Source organism: Mycolicibacterium xanthum, from assembly GCF_019710635.1.
Classification (GTDB): domain Bacteria; phylum Actinomycetota; class Actinomycetes; order Mycobacteriales; family Mycobacteriaceae; genus Mycobacterium; species Mycobacterium xanthum.
Genome location: NZ_JAIFZS010000044.1, coordinates 20,143 through 46,017 on the forward strand (window position 1 = coordinate 20,143; position 25,875 = coordinate 46,017).

The window sequence follows — 25,875 nt, forward strand, 5'->3', positions numbered from 1 at the left end:
CGCGGCGGGGCCGCGGCTCAACGGGGATGGCACCGCTCCGCGGGTCTGACTACGCACGTGTCGAACAGGTGACCAAGCTCTGAGCCGTTGATCTGCCTGCCGATCGCCACGAGTTCACTTGTTCCTTTCGATACCCGACCCTCGAGGTCGAGCGGGGTGATGTCGCAGCGGCGGCCGACGACTTGTAGGGCGTGGGGCTGATCAGAGTCGGTGGTGAAGATGACGCCCTTGCACCGGTACACCGAGGCGGGAAGCTCGCGTTTGACCATGCGTTGCAGCGCATCTGGGGAGAATCGGTCCCGGGTGCGGTGGCTCCAGCGCTCGACCGGCGGCCCCGCCGGTCGGTGCGTCTGGTCGTTGGCTGGTAGGCGCGTGGGATCGAAGCGACCCGCTCCGAGCAGTACCTCCAGCGGGGCGTCGCCGTGGGTGGTTTCGACGATGCGGATCCGCTTGATGTGCAAGTCGATCCAGTCCCGGATCACCTCGACGTGGGCCGGTCCGACCAGATCGGTCTTGTTCAGCACGACCAGGTCGGCGAAGGCGATCTGACGCAGTTTGAGCGCGTTGAGCCGGTCGTCGTCACCGTCGCGGAAAAGGCCCTCGGCGTCGACGAGACAGATGATGCTGTCGATACGCAGCAGCCCCGTGTACCGGGCATCGAGGAAGGTCATCACGATACCGGCCGGATCGGCGATCCCGCTGGCCTCCAGGATCACGTAGTCGATGCTGTCGGTTCTGTCCAGCAGGTTTTCGACCGAGGCGACGAGGTCGTCACGGATTTCACAACACACGCACCCGTTGGCCAGGCTGATCGTGTTCTCCTCGACGCTCTGCACCAGCGCAGCATCGATGTTGATCGCCCCGAAGTCGTTGACCAGCACCCCGACCCGCAGGCCGTGATCCCCGGTCAGGATCCGGTTGAGCAGCGTGGTCTTGCCCGCACCGAGGAACCCGGTCAGCAGCGTGACCGGCACCGGACCCCGGCCCGGCGCCACCGACGGGCGGGCCCGCGGCGCCGGCGCCAGCAGCGGGGCTTGGGACCTCATGAGGGCTTGCGCCAGTCGGGGTCCAGCTCGATGCCGCGCTGGGCGAGCATCTCGCGCGGGTTGATCGTGACACCGGGCCAGGTCTGCGTCGGCTCCCGGAAGACGTCACGCGGATAGTACTTTTCGGGGTCGATCTCCAGATCACGCACGAACTGCTCCTGCTGATTCTCCCGGGGGTTGCGCGGGGTGGGGAAGGTGATCGACTCCGGCAGCGGGTCACCGGGTTTGAGGAACCAGCGCGGGTCCATCGAGGCCGGTGCCGCCCCGTCGGAGACCACCGCCTGGCGCGACCAGATCGCGTCTTTGGTGATGTTGATGACGTTGAGGTCGAACCCGAACATGAACAGCCCGTCCCAGTGCGAACGGATCTCGGCGACCGACTCGGCCATCAGTTGATCGTCGCTCCACTCGAAGTGACAGATCGCCCCCATCCGGGGCTGCGCCTGGGCGAACATGTAGCCCGCCGCGTAATAGGGCGTGTGGTAGATGTCCATCGTGTACTCCCACAGATCGGCGGGCGCGCCGACCTTCAGCCCGGTCAGCCACGGGGTGTCGATGGTGCCCTCGGTGACGAACAGGTCCACCCCCGCGCCGTACTGCACCGACAACTCGTCGGGACGTCCATCGCCGGTCCAGACGAACGACAGGCCGGCGTCCTCCCAGTCCAGCCGGTAGGCCGACGCGCCGTCCTTGACGTGTGAGCGCGGCCAGTGCCGCACCGTGACCCCGTCCTGCTGATAACAGATGCCGTTGCGCTCGGTCCAGTCGAACTCGTGGACGTCGATCTCGAAGCCGTCACCGATCGGGCAGGAGTCGAAGTTCTCCTCGTGCCAGCGGTTCATCTTGCGCATGTTCTCCACCATGGCGGCCATCCCCAGCTCGGGTGTACGGCCGGACGGGCCGTACACCCGCAGCGCCTCGAAGCCACCCGAGAACGCCCGGAACGGATACATGTAGGGCAGATCGGCGTAGTGGTCGGCGTGCAGGTGGCTGATGAAGATGTCGTTGATCAGGGCTGGTGGGACCTGCAGTGCGATCGCGTGGCCCACGCTGCCGTTGCCCAGATCGAAGAAGAACCGCCGCGGTTGGTCGGTGCCGTTGCCCAACTCGACCAGCATCGAGGTGCCCTTCTGCAACGCATTGGGCGGCCACGGCGAGCTGCCCAGAAACGTCACCCGCATCTCGTTCTCGGGCAACACCTCGGTACCCGGCAAGAACATGTTGCGGTTTTTGATCGCCGGCCACGGCTGGTAGTACTCCGGCAGGCTGATCCCGCCCCCCGGCCGCCCCCCATACGGATTGGATGAACCTGACATTTCGTTCACTCCCTTTTCTTCGTCGTCACATGCCGTGACGAGCGCGGACGCTGTTGCCGTGCCCGCCCCGAGCACCGCGAGTCTGCCCAGCGCGGCGCGTCTGGTGATTCCGCCGCGGCCAGCCCCGGCCACCGAACCGAGGACTTCTTGACCGGAGTGCACGAGACGGGCCGTGCCTGTCGACGGTAGGTGGCCTGCCGAGTCCCCATCGGCGAGTTCGCCAGAAATCAAGTCGCGAGTTTGGTTCGGGCTGAACGGATTTCGTCCGGATTCGGGTGTGTCACGAGCCATCATCAACTCCAAGCCCTGTCTTGCTGCGAAGCGCGATCATCTCGACTTCGATGCCTAAGTATAGGTATACGTATATGCGAGTCAATACCTCTGAGAAAACGAAGACACATGCTACCTTTGGTAAGGTGCTCCTAAATTCCCGCATTTTGGAGGGAGAGCCAATGACCGCATCCCGTGCACCGGGGAAGCGCCAGCTCGACGCCGAGCGGGTCAGGCGTCCCGACCTCCGCGCCCTTCTCGCTGTCTTATCTGCCGCTTCCCAACTCCAAATGCGTGGTCAAGCCGACCTGCGGCGCATGGATAGCCCCCTGAAGATCCACGACTTCGACGTGCTGGTCGCCATCGCCGTGCACGGACCGCTGCGTCCGTCCCAACTCACGCGGAAAGCATCGCTTGCGCCCAACCCAACAACCGTCTCCTCGATCGTGGCGCGCCTCGAAAAGCGTGGTCTGGTCAAGCGTCAACCGCACCCGGAGGTGGGCGGCGGTGTCTTCGTCGAAGCCACCGAAGCAGGCATCGAGATGCTGGAGCATCTGTTCCCCGAGGTTGAACGCAAGGTCGTCAGCTGGTTTGGGGGTCACTTCAGCGAAGAAGAACTCACCAACCTCGCTGAAGCACTCGAGCGCATATAAGCCAACGACACCAGCGGTGGTGACCAGCGAGTGGTTTCGCACGGTCGGTGACTCATCGTTTATTCATCGTGTATGTCTCAGAATCACGCGCTCGTAACGGTGTTCAGCAACGCACCATCAACATTGAACACACAGCTCAACGCTACTTACTGACAATCATCCGCAATCGTTGCGATTCATTGGCTGCGAAAGCCGGTGTCACAGGTTCGAATCCTGTCGGGGGCACGTCAGAGCACATTTTCGCGCCGGCGTGTGTGTCGACTCGTCACTTGTGCATCACTCATCGGCGATGAACCGCGGGGTATTGCCCCAGTGCCCAACGGCCCCTTGGCGAGGATCCGAGAACACTATGCGGTGTAGCCGGAGCAGGGCAGGCACACCGGCATTCCGTCCTTGAGTCGGGCCTTGTTCTCGGCCACCAGCTCGCCGCACGCGGCGCACAGCACGGTGTCGAAGCACGTGGGTGGCGCGGCTGCGAGCGGATGGGTGAAGAGCTCCGAAACGGTGAAGAGCTCGTCGTCCGTCCGACCCATCAGTCCTTCGACCAACGGGCGAGTGGTGTCCAGTGGCACCTCGGTGGGCGCAATGCCCTCACGCCGCATCCCGACGAAGGGCGACTGTAGTGCGGCTTTCATGACCTCGGGCTTGACAGAGATCCGCACAGCCTGGTGGGTCGCCTTGTCAACCAGGCTCAGTGCCCATTTGCCGTAGTGGGTGCGCTCGATCAGGCCCTTGCCGAAGGTGCAGCCGGTAGCCGTCTGGACGCCATCGGCGAAACACCCGGCCGCATGTCCCGTTCCGGTCTCGACGAAGACCAGGTGGGCCATGTTCTCCTCGCGCGTGATGCCGAGTGCTTTGAGCGCCGCGACGCCCGCCCGGAAACCCAGGGGCATCCCCCCGCACAGGTGGCCGTGCACGACGAACGAGGCCTCCAAGACCCGGTCCCAGGACACGCCGAGAGCCCTACCCAGCTGCGCCAGTTGACGGACAGCCAGCTGTTGGTCTTGCTTCATGCAGAACCCTCCTTGTCATGTCGGTGAATTCGCTGTTGGAGTCCCCTACGTACTGCGCACTACTGCAGCGCCTTGAATACCATCGTCGCCGCGATCACCAGCAGGAACCAGCCAAACGCGACCTTGAGCTTCCGCTTGTCCAGCTTCAGGGTGATCCGGCTGCCGATCTGGCCACCGATGAACACTGCCGCAGCCAAGATCAATGACAGCCTCCAGTTCCAGTGGCCGTGCAGGAGATGGCCGGCAAACCCACCGCCGGCGGTCACGCCGACCATCAGCGCGCTCGAGCCGACAGCGATGTCCATCGGCACGCCCAGCACGAGCACCATGAGCGGGACCTTGACCAGACCACCCCCCACGCCCACCATGCCGCTCAGCGCTCCGACGAGAAGGGACAGCGGCAGCGCAAGCGCCATGTTCACGCAATAGTGCTGCTCACCCAGCGTCCGGCTCCAGGCCAGAAAGCCACCATGTCCCTGGGTGCACGGCTCGGGCTCCTTCACCGGTCGAATCATGAAAACCGCACCCACGCCGATGACCGCCGCGAAGATCACCGAGAGCGTCGCACCCGAGAACCGCCCCGATCCCAGGCCGCCGGCAAACCCACCGACCGTGGTCACCGACTCCAACACGAGGGCCAGCGGCCAGTCGATCCGTTTCGCCTTCCCGAAGACGAGGGATGCGGCCAGCGAGGTCACCATGATCAGGAACAGGCTGGTGGTCGCGGCTTCGTGGAACTCAATCCCCGTCCACACCTGCAGCGGGGTATACAACGCGCCGCCACCCTGGCCGAGCATGGAGAACACCACGGCGACAGCGAACATGGCCCCGGCCAGAATCAGCCACACCGGTCACTCCGCCCCGACGACGGGCACGCCCTGCAGTCGGGCGCGACCAAATGGACGGCCTTCACCGCATAGCCCGGCCAGCAGCCGATCATCGCCCAGACCCCGTGCCGCCGTTGGCCGCTGGCACACCGAGCTGTACGCATCCATCAGCGGTCGTCAGGATGAGCCCTTTCATCAGGCTGGGTGGTCCCGCCTGTGACTGGGGAGTGTCGTCAGAGTCGAGACCATTCCGGCCTGAGAACCCTCGTCGTTTTGCACTGTCCAGCTCCGGATCTGTGGAACTTCCGTGTCGCAGACGAATTCGCGCGGCCGGCGTGAATGTCATCGGCGATCCCTCGAATTGGCTCCGACCAATGCTATGCGGTCGCGTGTGAAGGTCGCCGCGACTTCAAGCCGGCGACGATTCAGCAGACAAAGAGCGGGAAGCCGTCGTGCGGCAGGCGGCAAGGCGCCCCTGCCCGGAGCTCATCACGCGCCTCGCTGATCCACGGCCACGGGAGTGAGGCACCACAGGACGAGATGGAGGTGACCTTGGCCCCTACAGCATCCGTCCCGGCGCCTCGATGCTGACACGGTGGGGAAATCACCTTGCCCGATCTGACCCTCACGGGAGGATCCCCATGAGGCGCCGGAGCGCACGACGGGTCCTGGTCCGACGTGTGCCGATGCTGCCGGCACTCGAGGCGGTGTTTGCTGCCTGCAGGTGCACAACATGCGTTCGTTGCTTCGTCCGGACATCACCGGCGAGCGATAGCGCGGTCGGGTGAGCGGGGCAGCACATGCGACCGAGATTTCCACGACGACCTGCGCGAGATATTCGCGCAGCCGGTCGCGTGACGCTGATCGCCTGGGAGGCTTGGCGTTTCCGGCGCGGTGCCGACAATGCCGCCTCCCACCGCCGGCAGGCCCGGCTGCAGGCGCTCGTCCAGCATGCCCGAACGGCCTCGCCGTATTACCGCCGCTTGTACCGACACGTCCCTGCGGGGCCGGCGCAGTTGGCGTCACTGCCCATCGTGTCCAAGCGCGACCTGATGGCACACTTCGACGACTGGGTCACCGACCCGGACATCACCATCGCCTCGCTGCGGCGCGACTTCCTGTCCGACCACTCGCTCGTGGGGGCTCGCTACCTGGGCCGCTACCACGTCGCGACGACGTCGGGAACGAGCGGGGAGCCGGCCATCCTGATTCACGACGACGCGTCGTGGGCGGTATTCCAGTTCGTGGGCCGGCGCGGCGAAGGACGGTTCATCGCTCGCCGGAACCTGCTGTCCGGGGTGCTGCGGCGCGGTCTGCGGGTGGCAGCACTGTTCGTCGCCGACGGGCACGTCGGCGCCTTCGCCGCGTTGGAGTCTGCCCGCCGGCGCAGCCGCTTTCTCGCCGACCGTGTGCGCGTGTTCTCGGTGCTGCGGCCGCTGCCCGATCTGGTCGGCGAGATCGACGAGTTTCAGCCCACGGTCCTCGAGGGCTACCCGAGCGCATTGGGGTTGCTGGCCGGTGAACAACGGGCCGGCCGGCTGGCGATCCGGCCGCTGCTGGCGGTCACCGCAGGTGAGCAGCTGACGGCGGCGCTGCGCGCCGGTATCGAGTCGGCGTTGGGCTGCCCGGTGGAAAACCGGTATGCCTCAGCCGAGTTCCCGGGCTTGTCGATGGAATGCCGGTACGGCTTCTTCCACGTCAACAGCGACTGGTATCTGTTCGAGCCGGTCGATGAGAACTACCGGCCGGTCGCGGCGGGCGTTGTCTCCCACACGGTTCTGGTCACCAACCTGGCCAACCGGGTGCAGCCGCTGATCCGCTACGACCTGGGCGACCGGGTGAAAGTGGCCGACACGCCATGCAGGTGCGGTAATCGGCTGCCGGCGATCTCCGTCGAAGGCCGTACCAGCGACCTCCTCTCGTTCGACGCACCGGACGGGACGACGGTCACGGTGCTGCCGCTGGCGCTGGTGGAGGTCATCGAGGAGACCCCCGGTGTGCACCGGTGCCAGGCTGTCCGCACCGGCCCGCGGGCCTTGAGCGTGCGACTGGAGATGTCGTCCGGCGCCGACCCGGAACAGGTGTGGCGTGCGATCGACGAGCAGCTGCAGGCGTTCTTCGCCGCACAGGGAACCGCGCCAGTCGTCGTGGAACACGCGGCCGAACCGCCGGCGATCGACCCGAGAAGCGGCAAGTTCCGCCAGGTATGGTCGGTGCGCTAGCGGCTACACGGGCCCGGGCAAGTCCGGGGCACCCGCCCATGGCGTGGACAAACCGGGCGGGCAGTCGGGCAGGAACCGGAGGCTGCGGCGGCGGTCGGGCCCGCTGGCAGCCCGGGACCACTCCCCGGCGCCCGACGGCCGCGGGAAGGCAACCCTGCCCTTGTGGCCAGCAACTTTTGTAAGTTTGCTGATATTCCGCATTCTCAGCTCGATCTCAGCTACGTTCTGTGATGACTACGAGGTCACAACTCTGAAACGTGAGGGTCACAATGCAGATATCCGTCCGTTCGTATCTCACCGCCGGTGTCGCGATGTTCGGTGCGAGCGCGATTGCTCTCGCCCCCGTCCAGGCACTGCCTGCGGATGCGGCGACGACCGCCCATGCGGCCAGCTCACAGTCGGTCGCGTTCACTGCGGGGTTCGACCCCATCACGCCGTGGCTGGAGGTGTGGAACAACTCCAAGGCCAACGTCGCCGCGCTGGTCAATGCGTACCTGGAGGCGCCCTTTCCGATAACCCGGCAGGTGATTGCCAATCAGCTGCTTTACCTGTCGGAGCTGCCCGACATCGGACTGATCGTGGATCAGATCGTGGCCAACCTCGGCGCAGCGATCGAAGCCCCGTTCGCCGAGGACACCAGCACCCTCGACGAGGCGCACGCCGCCATCTACGACATCCTCGTGAACGGCCTGCAGATCGAGTTCCCACCCCCCATTCCTCCGATCGTTATCATTCCTCCGATCATCCCGGAGGACCTCCAGCCCCTGGTCGCGCTGACCACGACGTACCTCAGCGGAGCGCTGCTCGGCCTCGTTGGGCCGGTGATCGGGCCCCTCATCGTTCTCGCAGCCGGCGTCGAGGGCATCGTCGAGAACCTGTTCGGTGAGCAGCCCGATTTCGCGGCTGCGCTCAATGACCTGGTCGACATCCCGGCGAACATGACCAACGCCTTCTTGAACGGCGGCACGGTCCTCAACCTGGCCCCGCTGATCGGCCTGCTGAACATCGACCTGCCCGATGGTGTCGACAGCGTCGGTATCGCGATGGGTGGGCTGCTCAGTCCGGGGGGCTCGCTGTTCAACGCCGTGGATATCAGTGCCTCCTTGCCGGACTTGCCCCCGATCGTCCTCCCGGGACAGGGTCCGGGCCTCATCGGCTCGCTCATCGGGTTGGACCAGCTCATCGGCAAGGCGATCGGCGGGGACGGTCAGGGCAATCCGCTCCAGCCAAGCGACATCGTCGATGACGAGGAATCCGGCGATTCCGCGTCGGATGTGATGAGGTCGTCGATCAGCGAGGGTCCCGCAGAGTTCGACTCGCTGTCGGTGCAGACCCTCGACGAGGACCCGGCGACGGATCCGCTGCCAGGTGGGCAGGACGAGTCCGCCGGCGGCGGATCGGAAGGCTCCGCGCAGGGCACCGGCGACGACGAACTCGGCGGTGACGAGTCCGGCGACGAGTCCGGTGGCGACGAGCTCACCGGCGACGAACTCGGCGGCGACGAACTCGACGGCGACGAATCCGGCGACGAATCCGGCGACGAATCCGGCAGCGACGAACTCGGCGGCGACGAATCCGGCGACGAATCCGGCAGCGACGAATCCGGCAACGACACCAAACCCGGCAATGACGACTCCGGAAACGACGCCGGCGACCATGAGTCGGGGGACGGCGGCAACGCGACCGCCGCCTGATTCGGCGCCGTCAGAAACGTAGCGAGCAACAACTGCTCAGGGTGCGGTGGGAACGGTCATCCGTTCCTGCCGCACCCGGCGCCGCACGCCGCACCCGGGGTGACCCCGGTTTGACCATCGGTCGGTCGAAGTTCGCTGGAGCTATGCCGATGCAACCCCATCGGGCATGTCACCTCGCTGACCCCGAACCGCACGCAGGGCGGCTCAGGTCGCGGCAGCGACCCCGAGTTCGTCGAGAAGGTGGCGGACGCGCCCTTCGATGTCGTCGCGGATGGCGCGCACCGCCTCGACGGACTGGCCGGCCGGGTCCGGCAGATCCCAGTTCTCGTACCGCTTGCCGGGAAGGACGGGGCAAGTGTCACCACAACCCATCGTAATGACGACATCGGCGGCCCGCACGATTTCGTCGGTCCACGGCTTGGGAAACTCGCCGGTGATGTCGATGCCGACCTCGGCCATCGCCTCGATGGCCGCAGGATTGATCTCGTGACCGGGTTGCGAGCCGCCCGACCAGGCGTGGGCGGCCTCGCCGGCCAGATGGGTGAAGTAGCCGAGCGCCATCTGCGATCGTCCGGCGTTGTGCGTACACAGGAACAGGGCGGTGGGTTTACCGTCCGCACTACCCTCCGCCCGTTCGAGCGCGTGCAGTCGCTGACGTGTGAATCGCTCGGCCAGCAGGGGCAGGAAGTTGGGAACCTTGGCGTGGTCGGCGAATTGCTCGTACGAGGAATGCAGGAATGTATCGACGGTCTCTGCGCCGATCCTGCCGTCGAACTCGCGCTCGAGGGCCGCTGCAGCGTGTTTGAGGGCGACCCGCTGATCGATGGAGAGGTCGTGGCGGAGCTGGTGGGTGACGGGTGTTTCACTCATGGTCCGTCGATTTTGACATTCATCGAATCCGCCGACAAGCACCGTTGAGCAGGGAGACCGAGGACAGCGCGCCGGACTACGGCGCGGCCGTCGCCGCCCAGGCCCGCGTGGGGACGCTCGGCCACGGCGCAGACCGTGGACCAGTCGACGCCCCCGGGAAAGCCGCCGTTCATGGAGCTGACCGTGACCGTGGTCCCCGCCGGGCATTCACCGTCCACGGTTGCCTCGGGAGTGCCTGCGCGCAAGGAACTTTCGCCGGGCTCGCAGACCAGGCCGTCGACGACGCGTTCTCCTCTGCCGTCTCCGAACCACACCCGCGAGCAGCGTCATCGACGCCACACCGGCGACACCGATTCGGACGGCAGAAGCGTCCGAACCGATCCTGCTCAGGGGGCCCGACGCTACCTGTGTTGTGCCGTCACGGTCGGGCGTTCGGGCCCTCCAAGAAGGCCACCACAGCCGTGTCGAACGCCGACGGATTCTCCAGATGCGGGAAGTGCGTGCCACCGCCGCTCCCGGTGACGCAGGCGAAGCGCGACCCCCCGACCCGCCGGTGGATCCACCGTTGCGAGGCCAACGGAACGTTGACCGAGCCCCCGGCGATCACCAGCGTGGGCAGCTCGATGTGCGGGATGAGGGCACGCCAGTCGTGGGTCGCCACATCGAAGATCAGATCTGCGGCGTAGCGCCGGTCGAACAGCCCGTTCTGCTCGGCCAGCCAGGCCAATCGCTCGGCGGGAAAACCCGGCGAGGTGACGTCGGAGAGGAAGCCCCCGCGCGGGTCGGGACCCTGGCCGCGCAGCAGGTCGGTGAATTCGAACAGGCCGGCCGGGTCCATCGTCGCACCGGCGTCGGCCGCCTCGTCGTCGGTCCAACCCGGATTGCGCAGCGCACAGGGCATCTGGTCGATGAACACCAGCGATCGCAGCCGCTCGGTGCCGAACAACTCGAGATAGGACCAGACGACCGCGGCGCCCATCGAGTGGCCCAGCAGGTGTACGCCGTCGAGATCGTGGGTGGTCAGCACGTCGTGGACGTCGGCCGCCAGCCGGTGCAGGTGGTAGCCGATCGGCGGGGTCGAGGACCGGCCGTGCCCACGGTGATCGATCGCCACCACCCGCCACCGGTCGGACAGCGAGCGCAGCTGAGACTCGAAGCTCTGCGCCGGCTGCGACCAGCCCGGCAGCAGGACGACGGGCGTCCCGGCCCCCGATTCGAGGTGCCGGATCAGTGCACCGTCGCCGCATACCGTCTCACCGCTGCGCAACCCGCTCACCCCAACGCCTCCAGACAGAACAGCGCGAGAAAGCCGATGAAGAACATCGCCGCCATCCAGGGCCGCTCCGGCGTCTCGTGGGCCTCGACGAGCAACTCCTCCACGACCAGCCACAGCAGCGCGGCAGCGGCGAACGCCAGCACGAACGTCAGAACCGGCGCGCTGGCGTCGGCCAGCAGCAGCGCGCCGACGATCGCACCGACGGCCACCACCAGGCTCAGCCCGGCCGTGACCGCGGCGGCCGCGACCCGGCTCATCCCGCAGCGCATGAGTTGCAGCGCCGCCGCCAGGCCCAGGAACAGCACCTCGGCGGTCAGCGCCACCGTGATGATCGTTGCGGTGCCGGCGGACACCGCCGCGCTGGCCCCCACCAGCAGGCCGTCGATCAGCAGGTCGACACCGATCACCGCGAGGAATCCGACGGGCACACCGCCGGCCGCGTCGCCGTCGCCCTCGAATCGGCTCATCACCAGCAGCAGCGCCACCGCCGTCGCGAACCCGATCACCATCAACGACAGCGGGCCGCTTGCCTGCAGTTCGGGCAGCACCTCGCCGGCCACCGCGGCCATCACGATGCCGGCCGCCAGGTGTTGCACACCGCTCACCAGCGCCGGCGACGGTGTGCGGATCACCGCGACCGCGCCACCCACCGCACCGGCGAGCACCGGGAAGACGACCAGCGAGGCCGCCGTCGTCACAGCGCTGATCGCAGAACCCCCGTCCGGCGCGTCGAGACTGAGCTTGTGTGCGGGTTTCCGCCCGATTCTCGCGCACAAGTTCGGTTTCGGCGGGCCGTTGCCGGGTTTGCGGTGTCCGTCACGGGGCAATGCAGCCCGAAGGCAGAGGCGACGGTCGACATTCGCATTCTGCCCAGGTCTCGCCGGTTCAGAACTCAGCCGGCGGGGCCGCCTGCTGTTGTCACTCTGTTAGTTGTAGTAGCGTCGCGCCCATGGACGGCCCGCAGGTGTGGATCCTGGGCGGATACCAGAGCGATTTCGCGCGCAATCTCGACCGCGAGGGGTGCGACTTCGCCGGTCTGACCGGCGAGATCGTCACCGGCACACTCGACGCGGCCGGGGTCGACCCGGCGGACATCGGTGTGGTCCACGTGGCCAACGCGTTCGGCGAGCTGTTCGCCCGCCAGGGGCACCTGGGGGCGATGCCGGCCACCGTCGTCGACGGCCTGTGGAGCACCCCGGCGACCCGCCACGAGGCGGCCTGCGCCTCCGGCGGCGTCGCCACGCTCGCGGCGCTCGCCGACCTGCGCTCCGGCGCGTACCAGAGCGCCCTGGTCGTCGGCGTCGAACTGGAGAAGACCGTGCCCGGCGACACCGCGACCTCGTTCCTCGGCACGGCGGCCTGGACCGGACACGAGGGCGCCGACGCGAAGTTCATGTGGCCGCACGTGTTCGAGGCCGTGGCCGCCGAGTACGACCGCCGCTACGGTCTCGACGACGGCCACCTGCGGGCCATCGCGTCGCTGAATCTCACCAACGCGCGCGCCAACCGCAACGCACAGACCCGCACCTGGTCGGTTCCCGAACCGTTGACCGCCGACGACACCCAGAACCCGGTGGTCGAGGGCAGGCTGCGCCGGTTCGACTGCAGCCCGATCACCGACGGCGGCGCCGGCGTCGTGCTGGTCACCGACGACTGGCTGCGCGCCCACCCCGGGGCCCGTCCGCTGGGCCGGATCGACGGCTGGGGGCACCGGACCGTCGGCCTCGGCCTGCGCCAGAAGCTGGGCCGCTCGGCCGATGACCCCTACGTCCTGCCCCATGTCCGCGCGGCCGTGCAGGACGCCTTCGACCGGGCCCGGGTCACCCTCGACCGGGTGGACGGCTTCGAGGTGCACGACTGCTTCACGCCCAGCGAGTACCTCGCGATCGACCATATCGGGCTGACCGCACCCGGCCAGTCCTGGCAGGCGATCGAGAGCGGCGACATCGAGATCGGCGGTCGGCTTCCGATCAACCCGAGTGGCGGCCTGATCGGCGGGGGCCACCCGGTCGGCGCATCCGGGATCCGGATGCTGCTGGACGCCGCCCGCCAGGTCAGCGGAACCGCGGACGACTACCAGGTCGAGGGCGCCTCGACGTTCGGCACGCTCAACTTCGGCGGCAGCACCGCCACCACCGTCAGCTTCATCGTGAAAGGCCCGACAGGGAGCAAAAATTGACCGTCCGCACCCACCCCGAGATCGTCGGCAGGTTCCTGTCCACGTTGCCGGCCGACGACGATCATCCGTACCGCACCGGCCCGTGGCGACCACAGACCTGCGAGTGGGACGACGACGACCTGGTGGCGGTCGAGGGCAGCATTCCCGATGACCTCGACGGGGTCTATCTGCGCAACACCGAGAACCCGCTGCACCCGGCGTTGAAGAACTACCACCCGTTCGACGGCGACGGCATGCTGCACATCGTCGGGTTCCGCGACGGAAAGGCCTTCTACCGCAACAGGTTCGTTCGCACCGACGGTTTCGCCGAGGAGAACGCCGCCGGCGGGCCGCTGTGGCCCGGCATCGCCGAACCCGTGGAACTGGCCCGCCGCGACTACGGCTGGGGCGCGCGCACGCTGATGAAGGATGCGTCGTCCACCGACGTCGTCGTGCACCGCGGTGTCGCGCTGACCAGCCACTACCAATGTGGCGACCTGTACCGGATCGACCCGTGCAGCGGCGATGCGCTGGGCAAGGAGACCTGGCACGGGGGCTTTCCGTCCGACTGGGGGGTGTCGGCGCACCCGAAGGTCGACGACCGAACCGGTGAGCTGCTGTATTTCAGCTACAGCAAGCAGGAGCCGTACCTGCGCTACGGCGCGGTGGACGCCGCGGGCCGGGTGGTACACGGGGTGGACGTCCCGCTGCCGGGTCCGCGGCTGCCGCATGACATGGCGTTCACCGAAAACTACGTGATCCTCAACGATTTTCCGCTTTTCTGGGATGCGGCGCTGCTCGAGCGCAACGTCCACCTGCCGCGGTTCCACCGCGACATTGCGTCGCGCTTCGCGGTCGTCCCGCGCCGCGGCGACACCGCCCAGGTCACCTGGTTCGAGGCCGACCCGACCTACGTCCTGCATTTCCCCAACGCCTACGAGGACGGCGACGAGATCGTGCTCGACGGGTTCTACCAGGGCGACCCGGAGCCCGCGGACAACGGCATGGGCAACCGCTGGCGGCGGGCGTTCCGGTTCCTGGCCCTGGACCGCATGCAGACCCGGTTGCACCGCTGGCGCTTCAACGTGAAGACCGGGCAGGGGCGCGAGGAACCGTTGACCGACACCATCTCCGAGTTCGGCATGATCAACCCCGGCTACGCGGGACGCCGGTATCGCTACACCTATGCCGCGACCGGCAAGCCGGCCTGGTTCCTGTTCGACGGGCTGGTCCGGCACGACCTGCTGACCGGCGGCGAACAGCGGTTCGCGTTCGACGACGGTGTCTACGGCAGCGAGACCGCGATGGCTCCGCGGGTGGGCGGCTCCGCCGAGGACGACGGATACCTGGTCACGCTGACCACCGACATGACCGCCGACGCATCCTATTGTCTGGTGTTCGACGCGGCCCGGGTCGCCGACGGACCGGTCTGCAAAATCGCTCTGCCCGAACGGATCTCCAGCGGCACACATTCGACCTGGGCTGCCGGCCCGGATCTGCCCAGGTGGCGCGAAACCGACTCGGCGGCCGCGTCGATCGGGCTCTAGTTGCCCGGCCCGCCCAACGCGGTGGCCCGGATGCTCGCCGTCCTCGGCGACGAATGGACGCTGCTGATCATCCAACGAGCGCTGCTGGGGGCCCGCCGCTACGGTGACTTCACCGCCGCGCTGCCGGTGTCGCACGCGGTGCTGTCCGGCCGGCTTGCCGCACTGGTCGCCGAAGATCTGCTCACCCGCCGGGAATACCGGACCAACCCGGTCCGCTCGGAGTACCTCGTGACCGCGCGCGGTCGCGCGCTGTGGCCGATGCTCACCTCGATCTGGGAGTGGGAGCGACGGTGGGTGGCCGATCACGCCGAACCGCTGCCGGCCATGCGACACTCGTTGTGCGGAGCCGATTTCGCGCCGCTGCTCACCTGCCGGTCGTGCGGTGCCACGGTGGGCGCGAAGGACGTGGTGGCGCAGTGGGGCCCGAGCGGATCCTGGGAACGCTCGGTGCCATCGGCGGTGACCCGGCGCCGCGCCGGAGCGCGCCGCACCGGCGCGGGCCTGCTGTTCCCGCAGACGATGAGCGTCATCGGCGACCGGTGGGGGTTCGCGCTGCTGGTGGCCTCGTTCGTCGGCCTCTCACGGTTCACCGACTACCAGAACCAGCTCGCCGCGCCGCCGGGAACGCTCGCCGACCGACTGTCGGTGTTCACCACCGAGGGCATCCTCGACAACATCGACGGCCGCTACCGGCTGACCGAGAAGGGCCGGGCGTTCTTCCCGGTGCTGGTGTGTGCACTGGCGTGGGCGCAGCGCTGGTTCCGCAGCGCGGAGGGCCCGGCGGTGATCCTGACCCACAATGGGTGTGACCGCCGCTTCACGCCGGCCCTGGTCTGCGACCACTGCCACGGACGCCTGCGGGGGACTCACATCCTGCCGCGGGCAGAGGGAACGACATGACCACACCGGCGGATCGGCCGAATACCGGCCCTGGTCGTCGTCGACGTGCAGAACGCACAGCAACCACCATCTTGCGCCCACGGGTCGCGCACTGATTCCACGACCGCACGGACCTGGCACTCTCACGGCGAGAGTGCTAATCTCGCAGGTGCACAGTGATTTGGCTGCCCGCCGGGGTGGCGGGCTCTGAGTGACATAGGAGGTGGATTACTGTGCTTCGTTTTGATCCGTTCAGTGACCTCGACGCCCTGACCCGGGGCTTGCTGACCAACCAGACAGGATCGACTCGCACTCCCCGGTTCATGCCGATGGACCTCTGCAAGATCGATGACCACTATGTGTTGACCGCCGACCTGCCCGGTGTCGATCCCGGCTCCGTCGACGTCGACGTCGACAACGGCACGTTGACGATCTCTGCGCACCGCACCGCCCGATCGGACGATTCGGCGCAGTGGCTCGCCAACGAGCGGTTCTTCGGCAGCTACCGCCGGCAGTTGGCCCTCGGCGAGGGCATCGACACCGGTGCGATCTCCGCGACCTACGAGAACGGCGTGCTGACGGTGACCATCCCGGTCGCCGAGCGTGCCAAGCCCCGCAAGATCGAGGTCAGCCACACCGGTAAACAGCGATCCATCGAGCCCACGACCGTCGACTCCGAGTAGGCCGACCGGTCAGCCGTCGCGGTCCAGCCGGAACGTCAGGTTGGACCGCACGGCGGGCCATTCGATGTCCAGAATCGAATACACCACGGTGTCGCGGCGCGAACCGTCGGGCAGTAGCTGATGACTGCGCAGTATGCCGTCGCGCTTGGCGCCCAACCGCTCGATCGCCGCACGACTGGCGGCGTTGAAGAAATGCGTGCGGAATTCCACTGCGACACAACCCAGGTCTTCGAACGCGTGACCGAGCATCAGCAGCTTGGTCTCGGTGTTGACCCCGGAGCGCCGCGCGGCCGCCACGTACCAGGTGTTTCCGATCTCCAGCCGGCGGTTGGGACCGTCCACGTTGAGGTAGCTCGACGACCCGACCAGGGCACCGTCCCGGCCACGCACCACGAACGTCAACCCGGTCTCCGGACTCTGCAGCGCCAGGCGCATGTCGACCCAGTCACCGGCCGCCCCGGGCTTCGGCGCCGCGGTGAACCACAACCGGCCCAGTTCGCCGTCGGCGGACGCCGCTTCGATCTCCGAAAGGTGTTCACGGGTAAGCGGTTCCAGACTGACCCAGCGCTCACCGGTCAACGACACCGGCGTGACGAAGCCGCTCACGCCGGCCCGCCACCGGCCGCCATCCGGCCCCGCGAGGTTGCCCGCCACGCCGCGAACATCGTCCAGACCGACAGCAAGACCGCCACCCCCGCCACCGAAGCGGCGACATAGAGGCCGTAACCGGCCGACACCGGCGGGTAGACGTAGAGCCGGTAGTACCAGACGGCGAGCACCACCAGAACCACCGAAATCGCCAGCGCCACCGTCGAGGCGATGCGCGCCGAGATGCCGCGCGCCGACATCGCGGCGGCCACCACCAACGTGGACGCCAGCAGCACGATCAACTGACCGACCCCGAACCCGGGCGGCGGTACCGGCATCACACCCGCCACCCCGCCGATCGCGTTGGCCCGCCCCCCGCCGTCGGCCGAGGAACGCAACCACGGCAACCATGCGCTCACCGCAATCACCAGGGCACAAAATGCGACCAGCCAACCGGGACGGGCGCGCGCCATGGCCAAAGACTACTAGGGTGAACCGATGAGCGAACTCCCCGAATGGGCGCGTCGGCTGGACCTTTCTCCCCACCCCGAGGGTGGCTGGTTCCGGGAGACCTGGCGCAGCGAGCTCACGGTTCCGCAGTCGGTTCTCCCGCCGGACTACACCGGAACCCGCAACGCCGGCACCGCCATCCTGTTCCTGCTCATGCCCGGCCAGCACTCGGCCTGGCACACGGTGCGCAGCGCGGAACTGTGGATGTATCACCTCGGTGGGCCGTTGCTGCTCGAGGTCGGCGACGAGTTGACCGACGCGCCGCCCGGCGACGGTCGGCACACCGCGACCACCCACCTGCTCGGCGCCGACATCGTGGCCGGGCAGAGCCCGCAGTTCGTCATCCCGCCGGGGCGCTGGCAGCGGGCCATTCCCCGCGACGACGAGCCCTGCCTGGTCAGCTGCGTGGTGGTACCCGGCTTCGACTTCGCCGACTTCGCGCTGGCGGCCGCTACCGACTGAGCAGCTCGACGGCGGCCGACACCAGCGCGGCGTTGCCGTCCGCGGTGGAACCGTCCGGCAACAGCAGCGTGTCCTCCATCCCGATCCTGGTCTGCACGCCCCGCACGCCCGCGTGTTCGAGCAGGGGCCAACAGCTTTCGTCGAGGCCGTGCAGCAGGATCGGGGCCGGCGAGCCGGCCGCGGCCACCATCGAGATCAGTTCGTCGGCGGTGGCGAGGTCGGCGTCGGCACCGAGTTCGATCATCACCCGCATGCAATGCGGCGCGATGTCGGACGCGGCCCACGACTGTGCGGCCTCGGCGTGGAAGATGCCCACCTCGACCCCCAGTCCCCGCCCGAGGATCACCTCGGCCAGCTCCGGCGATCCGGGCTCGTGCCAGTTCAGCGACGTGAAGTCGGGCAGCACGCTCCAGCTCTCGACGGCGCGCAGCCGCTGCCGGGCATCCGGCAGCGCCCAGTACCCGGTGGTCACGCCCAGCGGCAGCCCGGGGGCGGCGTGCCGGACCGCCGCCACCGCGGCGTCCACCTCGGCGGCCAGCAGCGAATCGACCCCGTCGGCACTCTTGGGGTGCATGTGCACCGCCTTGGCCCCCGCCGCATGCGCCGCGAGCGCCTCGGCCGCGAGCTGTTCCGGGGTGACGGGCAGGTTGGGGTGCTGGTCGGGGGTGCGGGCACCGTTGATGCACGCCTTGACGTAGATTTTCGGGATCCTGGGGCTCGTGGGGCTGGAAACCATACCCCCATCTTCACCCGTCGCGGCGGGGATTTCCGCAGTAGCGTTCAGCGGCATGGCACGTCACATCATCGTCTGCGGTGACGACGCCCTCGGCGTGCGGATCATCGAGGAGTTCCGCACCGCGGGCGCCCATGTGGTCACCGTGCAATCGCCGGCCGAACTGGCCGCCGCCGGGATCGCGACGGCCGAGGCGGTGGTCTGCGCCGACGACGACGACGATCTGAACCTGGAGATCGCGCTGCTGGCCCGGCAGGCCAATCCCGGGGTGCGGGTGGTGGCGCGGCTGGCCAACTCGGTGCTGCGCGCGGCGATGGCCCAGAACAACGGGCCCGGCGCGATCCTGGACGTCGCCGACCTCGCCGCACCGTCGGTCGTCGAGGCCTGCCTGAACCGGACCACCCACACCATCTCGGTGGCGGGGGTCGACTTCATCGTCTCCGGGGCTGCCGCTCAACAAGATTCGACGTTACGCGCGATGTTCGGCGATCTGGCCCCGGTGGCGGTCATCCACGGCGAGCATTCCCGCACACCCGGCGAGGTGATCGCCTGCCCCGGCCGCGACCACCCGGTGCGTGCCGGCGACTTGACCGCGGTGATCGGTACCGCCCACGAGCTACGCGAGCAGGGCATCGAAGTGGCCCGGCCGCTGGCGTCGGCCGGGCCGGTCCGCTCTCCCGTGGTGCGGGCGGTGGACACCGTGAACGCATTCCGGGAGGACCTCAACCCGTTGTTCTACCGCGCGCTGGCGGCGTCGCTGACGCTGCTGATCGGCGCCACCGTGCTGTTGCGCTTCGCCTACCGGCACCCGGGCATGAGCTGGATCGATGCGCTGTACTTCTCCACCGAGACGATCGCCACCGTCGGCTACGGCGACTTCACGTTTCTCGACCAGCCGACCTGGCTGCGGATGTTCAGCATCGTGCTGATGTTCGCCGGGGTCACGACGACGGCGATCGTGGTCGCGTTCGTCGCCGACGTCCTGCTGTCCCGCCGGCTGGCGAGTTCGTCCGGCCGGCGCCGGGTCCGGCATCTGCGCAACCACATCATCGTCGTCGGGCTGGGCTCGTTCGGCATCCGCGTCGCCACCGACCTCAAGGCCGCCGGCTATGACGTCGCCGTCATCGAGCGTAGCGACGACAACCGCTACCTGGAGGCGGTGGCCGAACTCGGGGTGCCGGTGATCTTCGGCGACGCCACGCTGCGTCAGACGCTGGCGGCCGCGCGCATCGACCATGCGCGCGCGGTGGCCGTGCTGACCCAGAACGACATGGTCAACGTCGAGACGGGCATCGTGCTAAAGGAGATCAGCCCGCCCCGCGTGCCGATCGTGCTGCGGATCTACGACCGCACGCTGGGCGCGGCGATCGGGTCCCGGTTCGGGTTCGAGCACGTGCGCTCGACGGTGGAGCTGGCTACCCCGTGGTTCATCGGCGCGGCGCTGGGCCTGCAGGTCCTCGGCACGTTCTCGGTGGGACAGCGGTCCTTCATGGTCGGCGGCGTGCATGTCGAACCCGGCAGCGAACTCGACGGCATCCGGATGCAGGAGCTGTCCACCCAGACCCGGGTGATCGCGATCGAGCGCCCGGGATCGGCGCTGCGGCTGCATCCCCGGCGCGACACCGCGCTGTGCGCCGGGGACACCGCCTACCTGGTCGGGCCCTACCGCGAACTGCTGGACACCCTGCGCAAGGGACAGGGCACCCAGCAGTCGGGCGTCACGACACCGGCGACGACGGGTTGATTCCCGCGCCGGGTCGGCCGCGGAGTTCATCGCTACCCGGACAGTCGCTCGGCAGCCAACTTGCGCAGATCGCCGGATTTGATCTTCGCGTTGCCGGTGAGCGCGATCTCGTCGTCACGGAAGAAGAGCACGTGGCGCGGCACCTTGTAACTGGCCAGACGCTCCGACAGAAACGCCCGGATCTCGCCGGCCTGCAGGGTCACACCGCGGTGCGGCACGACGCAGGAGACGACGACCTCACCCAGGGTCTCGTGCGGTACTCCGACGGTCTGGGCGACCTTGATGCCGGTGTGCTGGATGAGGCATTCGTCGACCTCGCGGGGGGAGACATTGGCCCCGCCCGTCTTGATGACGTCGGTGAGCCTGCCCTCCCAGTAGAGCCGGCCGTCGGCATCGAGGTAGCCGCCGTCGCCGGTGCACAGGAAGCCGTCGGCGTCGAGCGTCTCATCCAGCGGCGTGCCGATGTAGCCCAGCATCAGGGTCGGACCCTTCACGCAGATCTCCCCGGATCCACCGCGACCCACGATGGCGCCGGTGAGGGGATCCGCGATCTTGAGGGTCACACCCGGCAGCGGCACACCGCTGCTCTCGGCGTGTACCTCCGCCGGGGTGTTGGCGGGGTAATTCGTGGTGATCGTGAAGGTCTCGGTGTTGCCGTAGGCGTGACCGGGCTCGCACCACGTGGTCGATACGGTCGGATGACGTGCGACCGGTGTCTTGACGTCCACGAACCGGATGCTGCTCAGATCCACCTGCTCCCAGTTGGGCGCGCTCTCGAGTTGCCCCCACTGGTGGGGCCACGCGAACGGAAAGTTCACCCGCTCGGCGGCCATCAACTCGAGAGCCTCCTCGGCGACGAACGTGCGCTGCAGCACCAGCGAACCGCCTGCTGCGAGGGTCGAGCCGAGCGACATGGCGAAGTTGCCCGACCAGAAGAAGCCGTTAGCGGACCAGCAGCGAACATGGTCCTCGGGCCCGAATCGGTACAGGCGCCGGAAGCGCCACATCTGAATGCAGACTCCCCGGTGCGCACTCAAGATGCCCTTCGGTTTACTGGTCGACCCGGATGAGAAGAACAACACGCCGGGATCACTGGGCTGGACCGCCGCTGCGGTCGCCTCGACCAATCCGGGCGGCTCGCCCGCGCCGCGGGCCAGGAACTCTTCCCAGGTGTCGATGCCGGGCGCAGCTTCGCCGATCATCGCGAGCCGGCGCAGATAGGGGAACTTGGCGGATTGCAGCGTGCCGACGGCCGAACCGGCGATCGCGGGTTCGAGGTCGGTCAAGACCGCCGCGAAATCCTTCTTCAGCACGCTGCGTTCGAACAGCAACACCGACGCGCAGGACGACTGCAACAGATATTCGAGCTCGGGGCCCGTAGAGAAGGTGCTGAGCGTGGTTGCCACGCCACCGGCGATCGCGACACCGAACACCGCCGAAAGCCATTCGGGCCGGTTGGTCATCAGCACCCCGACCCGGGTGCCCTTGCCCACGCCACAGGCCCGCAGCGCCCGGGCCACCTCGACCGCCCGATCCCACAGCTGCCGGTAGGTCCAGCGCGTGACACCGCCACCGGCCGGAAAGGCGATCGCCTCCCGATCGCCGTACATCTGCGTCACTTCCCGCAGGAAGCCCGGCAATGTCAGCGATCCGAGACCGGGCTCTTCGGCCAGCGGAGGCCCTGAGACCAGCGAAATCGATTGCGAGGCTTCAGAAACCGCTTCGGTCATCGCTACACCAGGGGCAGTTCGACCTCGGCCGTGCAGCTGACCAGCACGTCACCGTCCTGATTCGCCAGGCGCAGCTTCACCTGGACGAGCGGAACGCCCCACACGGACTCCGGCTCCTTGCCGATGATCTCGCCGTCGAAATACGTCACGTCGCCCTCGAAGGCGGGGTTGCGGAAGTCGGCCTTGGTGTGACGCACCATGCCGTCATAGCCCGCCCAGTAGGCAAGGTAGTCGGTGCACCACGCACCCATCGTCGCGCCGTAGCCATACGCGCGCGCCATCCCGACTTCGCTTGCCCGGTCGGCATCGATGTGGCCCCGTGACGGACCCACATACAGCCCGTCGCGCTTACGGGGATCGATCATCGCGTCTTCCTCGTCGAACGCGAAGTCCTTGCCCCAGCCCGGGTCCTGGTATACCCAGGGATCGTCGACGCCGGGTGGCGACACCCAGCGGAACGTGCCCCAGATGTTGAACAGGAATGCACGGTACTCGGTGGTGAAGCTCGCGATGGTGTGCGGGCCGATCACCCGCGGCGGCAGGGTGTCACCGATCTTCACTTCGTCGAACCGCGGTGAGATACCCATGCGGTTGGACTCGAGCCAATCGCGGCGCACCCGTTCGATCTCCTCGAGTTCGTGCTGCGTCCAGCGCTTGATCTCCCCGAGCTGGCTTTCGAACATGCCGCGTTTGGTGGCTTCCTCGTAGAGGTAGCGGATCGCCGTCGACCGCTCCTTTGCCACCAGCGTTCCGTGCTGATTCCTGTGCACGGTGTCACCGCGCGAAAACATCGTCGGCCCGGCGAATTTCGTCTCCACCACCTTGTAGTCGTGGAATCGGCGCTCCTGGAACAGCTGGTCGCCCGGGCGTACCGGGCAGCCGTAGAACCACCACTCCTCACCACCGAAGATCAGGTGGCTGTTCGGAATGTGTCCCACGCATGCGGGCGCGGCACCATGGCCGTAATCCAGTGCCACGGCGATGGACTGCGGTGCGATCAGACCACCGAACCTGGATTCACGAGCGAACTGCTCATTCCAGTGCACCGGGTTGGGGTAGTCCATCGCCATCACCCAGCGGCGAATGTCGGACGAGCTACACGGATCCCACAACTGCCCGCCACCGATCGGCTTGCCGACACGATGATCGACATCGGACAGATCGAGTTCGACGCCCGGTTGTTTCGCAGACTTGCTAGCCACCCAGCCTCCTCAGCGATTGACGTCGACAACGATGCGGCCGCGCACCGTGCCGTCCATGAGTTGACCCGCGGCATCGATAGCGTCCTTCAGAGCGACCTCTTCGACGATCGACTCGAGCACCGCCGGATCCATGTCGTCCGACAGGCGTTTCCACGCCGCCATCCGCGGCTCCTTGGGCGCCATCACGCTGTCGATTCCGAGCAGCGAAACACCGCGCAGGATGAACGGAGCAACGCTGGCCGGAAAATCCATGCCCTGGGCCAGACCACAGGCGGCAACCGCGCCGCGATAGCGGGTCTGGGCGCACGCGTTCGCCAGGGTATGGCTGCCCACGGCGTCGACCACGCCGGCCCACCGTTCCTTCTGTAGCGGCTTGCCCCGTTCGGCGAACTCCGCACGATCCAAGATCGTGCCGGCGCCGAGTTGCTGCAGATAGTCGGCCTCCGAGGACTTCCCGGTCACCGCGGCCACCTTGAACCCGGCCTTGGCCAGCAACGCGATCGCGATGCTGCCCACGCCACCGGTGGCCCCGGTCACCAGGACCTCACCCTGATCGGGACGCACCCCGTGAGCCAGCAGCGCGTCCACACACAGGCTCGCCGTATAGCCGGCGGTGCCGATCGACATCGCCTGCTTGGTGGTGAAGTTCGACGGAAGCGGCACCAGCCAGTCGCCGTTGAGCCGGGCCCGCTGGGCGAAGCCGCCCCAATGCGTCTCCCCCACTCCCCAGCCGTTGAGCACGACGCGGTCGCCCTTCTGCCAATCCGCGTGTGTGCTGTCGGTGACCACGCCCGCAAGATCGATGCCGGGCACCATGGGGAACTTACGCACCACCGGCGACTTGCCGGTGATGGCCAGGCCGTCCTTGAAATTGAGCGTCGAGTACTCCACGTCGACGGTGACGTCACCGTCTGGGAGTTGGGTCTCCTCGAGGTCGGTGACTCCAACCGTCTGGCCGTCGTCGTTCTTCTCGATCAGGATTGCCGAAAACATCAGTGAATGACTCCTTTCGGGCCTATGAAGTAACCGTTTCCGGTCCGTAGCCCAGTGCCGCCTTGGTCTCCAAGAACTCGCCGAGGCCGAACGCTCCCCACTCGCGCCCGTTGCCGCTGCGCTTGTAGCCGCCGAACGGCGCGTTGAGGTCAAAGCCGTGGTTGATGCCGATGGAACCAGCGCGGATTCGCCGGGCCACCGAACGGGCCAGGTCCAGATCGGCTCCCGACACATAGCCGGCCAGGCCGTACTCGGTGTCGTTGGCGATCTCGAGAGCTTGGTCGAGATCGTCATAGCCCAGGATGCACAACACCGGCCCGAAGATCTCCTCGCGCGCGATCGTCATGTCGTTGGTGACGTTGGCGAACACCGTCGGCTTGACGTAGTACCCGGCGTCCAAGCCGTCGGGCCTGCCGGGTCCGCCCACGACCACGGTCGCGCCCTCGTCGATACCGGTCTGGATCAGACGCTGGATCTTGTCGAACTGCACCTGAGACGCCACAGGGCCGATCGCCCGCTTGTTGTCGGGATCACCGACCACGACATTCTCACCGACCTGGCGGGCCACACCGATTGCCTCGTCCATGCGGGAGTTCGGCACCAGCATTCGTGAGGGCGCATTGCAGCTCTGCCCGCTGTTGGTCATCATCGTGATCACGCCCGCCGTCACACTCTTGGCGAAGTCCTCGTCGTCGAGCACGATGTTCGGGCTCTTGCCACCCAATTCCTGGCTGACCCGCTTGACGGTCGGCGCCGCGTTGCGCGCGACCTCGATGCCGGCCCGGGTCGATCCGGTGAATGACACCATGTCGACGTCGGGGTGGCTGGACAGTGCTGTGCCGACGCCCGGACCGTCCCCGAAGACCATGTTGTAGACCCCGGCGGGAACCCCTGCGGCGTCGATGATCTCGGTGAGGATCTGCCCCGAGTAGGGGGCCACCTCGGACGGCTTGAGCACCATGGTGCACCCGGCCGCCATCGCCGGGAACACCTTGCAGGCGATCTGGTTGATCGGCCAGTTCCACGGAGTGATCAGACCGCACACCCCGATCGGCTCCTTGACCACCAGCGTGCTGCCGAGGATCTCCTCGAACTGGAAGTTCTTCAGCACGTCGATGGTGGTGGCGAGATGACCGGCGCCCATCGCCACGTGCGGGCCCGCCGCCAGCGCCAGCGGCGCACCCATCTCCTCGTTGACCGCTTCGGCCAGATCCGTCGAACGCTTCTGGTATTCGACCTGGATCGCCTGCAGCACGTCGAGACGTTCCTCGCGGCTGGTCTGCGACCAGGTGCCGAACGCCTTGCGCGCCGCCTTGACCGCCTTGTCGACGTCGGCGGCCGTGCCCAGGGCGATCCTGCCGGACACCTGTTCGGTGGTCGGGTTGTCGACGTCGAGCGTCTTGGGCTCGACCGGATCGACCCACTGACCGTCGATGTAGAACTTCAGATATTCACGCAT

Annotated in this window: 23 protein-coding genes; 9 read left to right on the forward strand and 14 right to left on the reverse strand. The window is 67.5% G+C overall.

The features are described from left to right. Nucleotides 1-17: 17 nt before the first annotated feature. Complete coding sequence (locus JDV09_RS17120) at nucleotides 18-1,046, reverse strand: CobW family GTP-binding protein (protein WP_221370335.1); 1,029 nt, start codon at nucleotides 1,044-1,046, stop codon at nucleotides 18-20. Next, nucleotides 1,043-2,362: a guanitoxin biosynthesis MBL fold metallo-hydrolase GntH gene (gene gntH, locus JDV09_RS17125; protein WP_221370336.1), complete on the reverse strand. Its 1,320-nt coding sequence runs from the start codon at nucleotides 2,360-2,362 to the stop codon at nucleotides 1,043-1,045. The genes JDV09_RS17120 and gntH overlap by 4 nt, the downstream gene beginning before the upstream one ends. A gap of 452 nt (nucleotides 2,363-2,814) precedes the next feature. Between gntH and JDV09_RS17130 the strand changes: the two genes are divergently transcribed. Beyond that, on the forward strand, nucleotides 2,815-3,285 hold the full coding sequence (locus JDV09_RS17130) for a MarR family winged helix-turn-helix transcriptional regulator (RefSeq protein WP_221370337.1): 471 nt from the start codon (nucleotides 2,815-2,817) through the stop codon (nucleotides 3,283-3,285). 347 nt (nucleotides 3,286-3,632) lie between these two features. Here the strand turns inward: JDV09_RS17130 and JDV09_RS17135 are convergent, their stop codons facing one another. Both JDV09_RS17135 and JDV09_RS17140 read right to left on the reverse strand, forming a co-directional pair. Further along, nucleotides 3,633-4,298, reverse strand: coding sequence for an FmdE family protein (locus JDV09_RS17135; RefSeq protein ID WP_221370338.1), 666 nt, complete (start codon nucleotides 4,296-4,298; stop codon nucleotides 3,633-3,635). Between the two features lie 59 nt (nucleotides 4,299-4,357). Further along, nucleotides 4,358-5,146, reverse strand: a complete 789-nt coding sequence (locus JDV09_RS17140; RefSeq protein WP_221370339.1) for a sulfite exporter TauE/SafE family protein — start codon at nucleotides 5,144-5,146, stop codon at nucleotides 4,358-4,360. A gap of 833 nt (nucleotides 5,147-5,979) precedes the next feature. Between JDV09_RS17140 and JDV09_RS17145 the strand changes: the two genes are divergently transcribed. Together JDV09_RS17145 and gjpA are read left to right on the forward strand one after the other, a co-directional pair. Continuing rightward, nucleotides 5,980-7,347, forward strand: coding sequence for a phenylacetate--CoA ligase family protein (locus JDV09_RS17145; protein WP_308124151.1), 1,368 nt, complete (start codon nucleotides 5,980-5,982; stop codon nucleotides 7,345-7,347). 269 nt (nucleotides 7,348-7,616) lie between these two features. Then, on the forward strand, nucleotides 7,617-9,041 hold the full coding sequence (gene gjpA / locus JDV09_RS17150; RefSeq protein ID WP_221370341.1) for an outer membrane porin GjpA: 1,425 nt from the start codon (nucleotides 7,617-7,619) through the stop codon (nucleotides 9,039-9,041). 204 nt (nucleotides 9,042-9,245) lie between these two features. Here gjpA and JDV09_RS17155 read toward each other — a convergent pair whose 3' ends face one another. The 3 genes from JDV09_RS17155 to JDV09_RS17165 all read right to left on the reverse strand — a co-directional run bounded on the left by JDV09_RS17155 (nucleotide 9,246) and on the right by JDV09_RS17165 (nucleotide 11,894). Further along, nucleotides 9,246-9,911, reverse strand: coding sequence for an arsenate reductase ArsC (locus tag JDV09_RS17155; RefSeq protein WP_221370342.1), 666 nt, complete (start codon nucleotides 9,909-9,911; stop codon nucleotides 9,246-9,248). A gap of 418 nt (nucleotides 9,912-10,329) precedes the next feature. Then, nucleotides 10,330-11,187 (reverse strand): alpha/beta fold hydrolase, encoded by an 858-nt coding sequence (locus JDV09_RS17160; protein WP_308124152.1) that lies wholly within the window; start codon nucleotides 11,185-11,187, stop codon nucleotides 10,330-10,332. Further along, nucleotides 11,184-11,894, reverse strand: coding sequence for a ZIP family metal transporter (locus JDV09_RS17165; RefSeq protein WP_221370414.1), 711 nt, complete (start codon nucleotides 11,892-11,894; stop codon nucleotides 11,184-11,186). The genes JDV09_RS17160 and JDV09_RS17165 overlap by 4 nt, the downstream gene beginning before the upstream one ends. 242 nt (nucleotides 11,895-12,136) lie before the next feature. Here JDV09_RS17165 and JDV09_RS17170 point away from each other — a divergent pair, with 242 nt between their 5' ends. The 4 genes from JDV09_RS17170 (at nucleotide 12,137) to JDV09_RS17185 (ending at nucleotide 16,454) form a co-directional block, all read left to right on the forward strand. Further along, nucleotides 12,137-13,366, forward strand: coding sequence for an acetyl-CoA acetyltransferase (locus JDV09_RS17170; RefSeq protein WP_221370343.1), 1,230 nt, complete (start codon nucleotides 12,137-12,139; stop codon nucleotides 13,364-13,366). After that, nucleotides 13,363-14,892: a carotenoid oxygenase family protein gene (locus tag JDV09_RS17175; protein ID WP_221370344.1), complete on the forward strand. Its 1,530-nt coding sequence runs from the start codon at nucleotides 13,363-13,365 to the stop codon at nucleotides 14,890-14,892. Before JDV09_RS17170 ends, JDV09_RS17175 begins: the two co-directional genes overlap by 4 nt. Nucleotides 14,893-14,922: 30 nt before the next feature. Then, on the forward strand, nucleotides 14,923-15,792 hold the full coding sequence (locus tag JDV09_RS17180; protein WP_221370345.1) for a winged helix-turn-helix transcriptional regulator: 870 nt from the start codon (nucleotides 14,923-14,925) through the stop codon (nucleotides 15,790-15,792). Between the two features lie 212 nt (nucleotides 15,793-16,004). Further along, complete coding sequence (locus JDV09_RS17185) at nucleotides 16,005-16,454, forward strand: Hsp20/alpha crystallin family protein (protein ID WP_221370346.1); 450 nt, start codon at nucleotides 16,005-16,007, stop codon at nucleotides 16,452-16,454. Between the two features lie 9 nt (nucleotides 16,455-16,463). On the opposite strand, the gene JDV09_RS17190 is transcribed toward JDV09_RS17185, so the two are convergent. Together JDV09_RS17190 and JDV09_RS17195 are read right to left on the reverse strand one after the other, a co-directional pair. Next, entirely contained in the window at nucleotides 16,464-17,060 is a 597-nt protein-coding gene (locus tag JDV09_RS17190) for a GNAT family N-acetyltransferase (protein WP_221370347.1), read from the reverse strand. Next, nucleotides 17,057-17,515 (reverse strand): hypothetical protein, encoded by a 459-nt coding sequence (locus JDV09_RS17195; RefSeq protein ID WP_221370348.1) that lies wholly within the window; start codon nucleotides 17,513-17,515, stop codon nucleotides 17,057-17,059. The genes JDV09_RS17190 and JDV09_RS17195 overlap by 4 nt, the downstream gene beginning before the upstream one ends. A 25-nt stretch (nucleotides 17,516-17,540) precedes the next feature. On the opposite strand from JDV09_RS17195, the gene JDV09_RS17200 reads away from it, so the two are divergent. Further along, nucleotides 17,541-18,014 carry a cupin domain-containing protein gene (locus JDV09_RS17200; protein ID WP_221370349.1) on the forward strand — a complete coding sequence of 158 codons (474 nt, stop codon included), beginning with the start codon at nucleotides 17,541-17,543 and terminating at the stop codon, nucleotides 18,012-18,014. Here the strand turns inward: JDV09_RS17200 and JDV09_RS17205 are convergent. Next, a complete protein-coding gene (locus tag JDV09_RS17205) occupies nucleotides 18,004-18,750 on the reverse strand; it encodes a 3-keto-5-aminohexanoate cleavage protein (RefSeq protein ID WP_221370350.1) in 747 nt (248 codons plus the stop codon). The genes JDV09_RS17200 and JDV09_RS17205 overlap by 11 nt on opposite strands. Nucleotides 18,751-18,802: 52 nt before the next feature. Between JDV09_RS17205 and JDV09_RS17210 the strand changes: the two genes are divergently transcribed. After that, nucleotides 18,803-20,491 (forward strand): potassium channel family protein, encoded by a 1,689-nt coding sequence (locus JDV09_RS17210; protein ID WP_221370351.1) that lies wholly within the window; start codon nucleotides 18,803-18,805, stop codon nucleotides 20,489-20,491. A gap of 32 nt (nucleotides 20,492-20,523) precedes the next feature. Here the strand turns inward: JDV09_RS17210 and JDV09_RS17215 are convergent, their stop codons facing one another. Genes JDV09_RS17215 through JDV09_RS17230 form a run of 4 tightly spaced genes read right to left on the reverse strand, consistent with a single transcriptional unit; the run spans nucleotide 20,524 to nucleotide 25,875 of the window. Then, nucleotides 20,524-22,221, reverse strand: coding sequence for a class I adenylate-forming enzyme family protein (locus JDV09_RS17215; protein ID WP_221370352.1), 1,698 nt, complete (start codon nucleotides 22,219-22,221; stop codon nucleotides 20,524-20,526). A gap of 2 nt (nucleotides 22,222-22,223) precedes the next feature. After that, the gene (locus JDV09_RS17220; RefSeq protein WP_221370353.1) at nucleotides 22,224-23,423 is read right to left on the reverse strand and encodes a MaoC family dehydratase; all 1,200 of its coding nucleotides are present in this window, start codon (nucleotides 23,421-23,423) and stop codon (nucleotides 22,224-22,226) included. A 9-nt stretch (nucleotides 23,424-23,432) separates the two neighbouring features. After that, nucleotides 23,433-24,416: an acrylyl-CoA reductase (NADPH) gene (gene acuI / locus JDV09_RS17225; RefSeq protein ID WP_221370354.1), complete on the reverse strand. Its 984-nt coding sequence runs from the start codon at nucleotides 24,414-24,416 to the stop codon at nucleotides 23,433-23,435. A gap of 22 nt (nucleotides 24,417-24,438) precedes the next feature. After that, nucleotides 24,439-25,875, reverse strand: coding sequence for an aldehyde dehydrogenase family protein (locus JDV09_RS17230; RefSeq protein WP_221370355.1), 1,437 nt, complete (start codon nucleotides 25,873-25,875; stop codon nucleotides 24,439-24,441).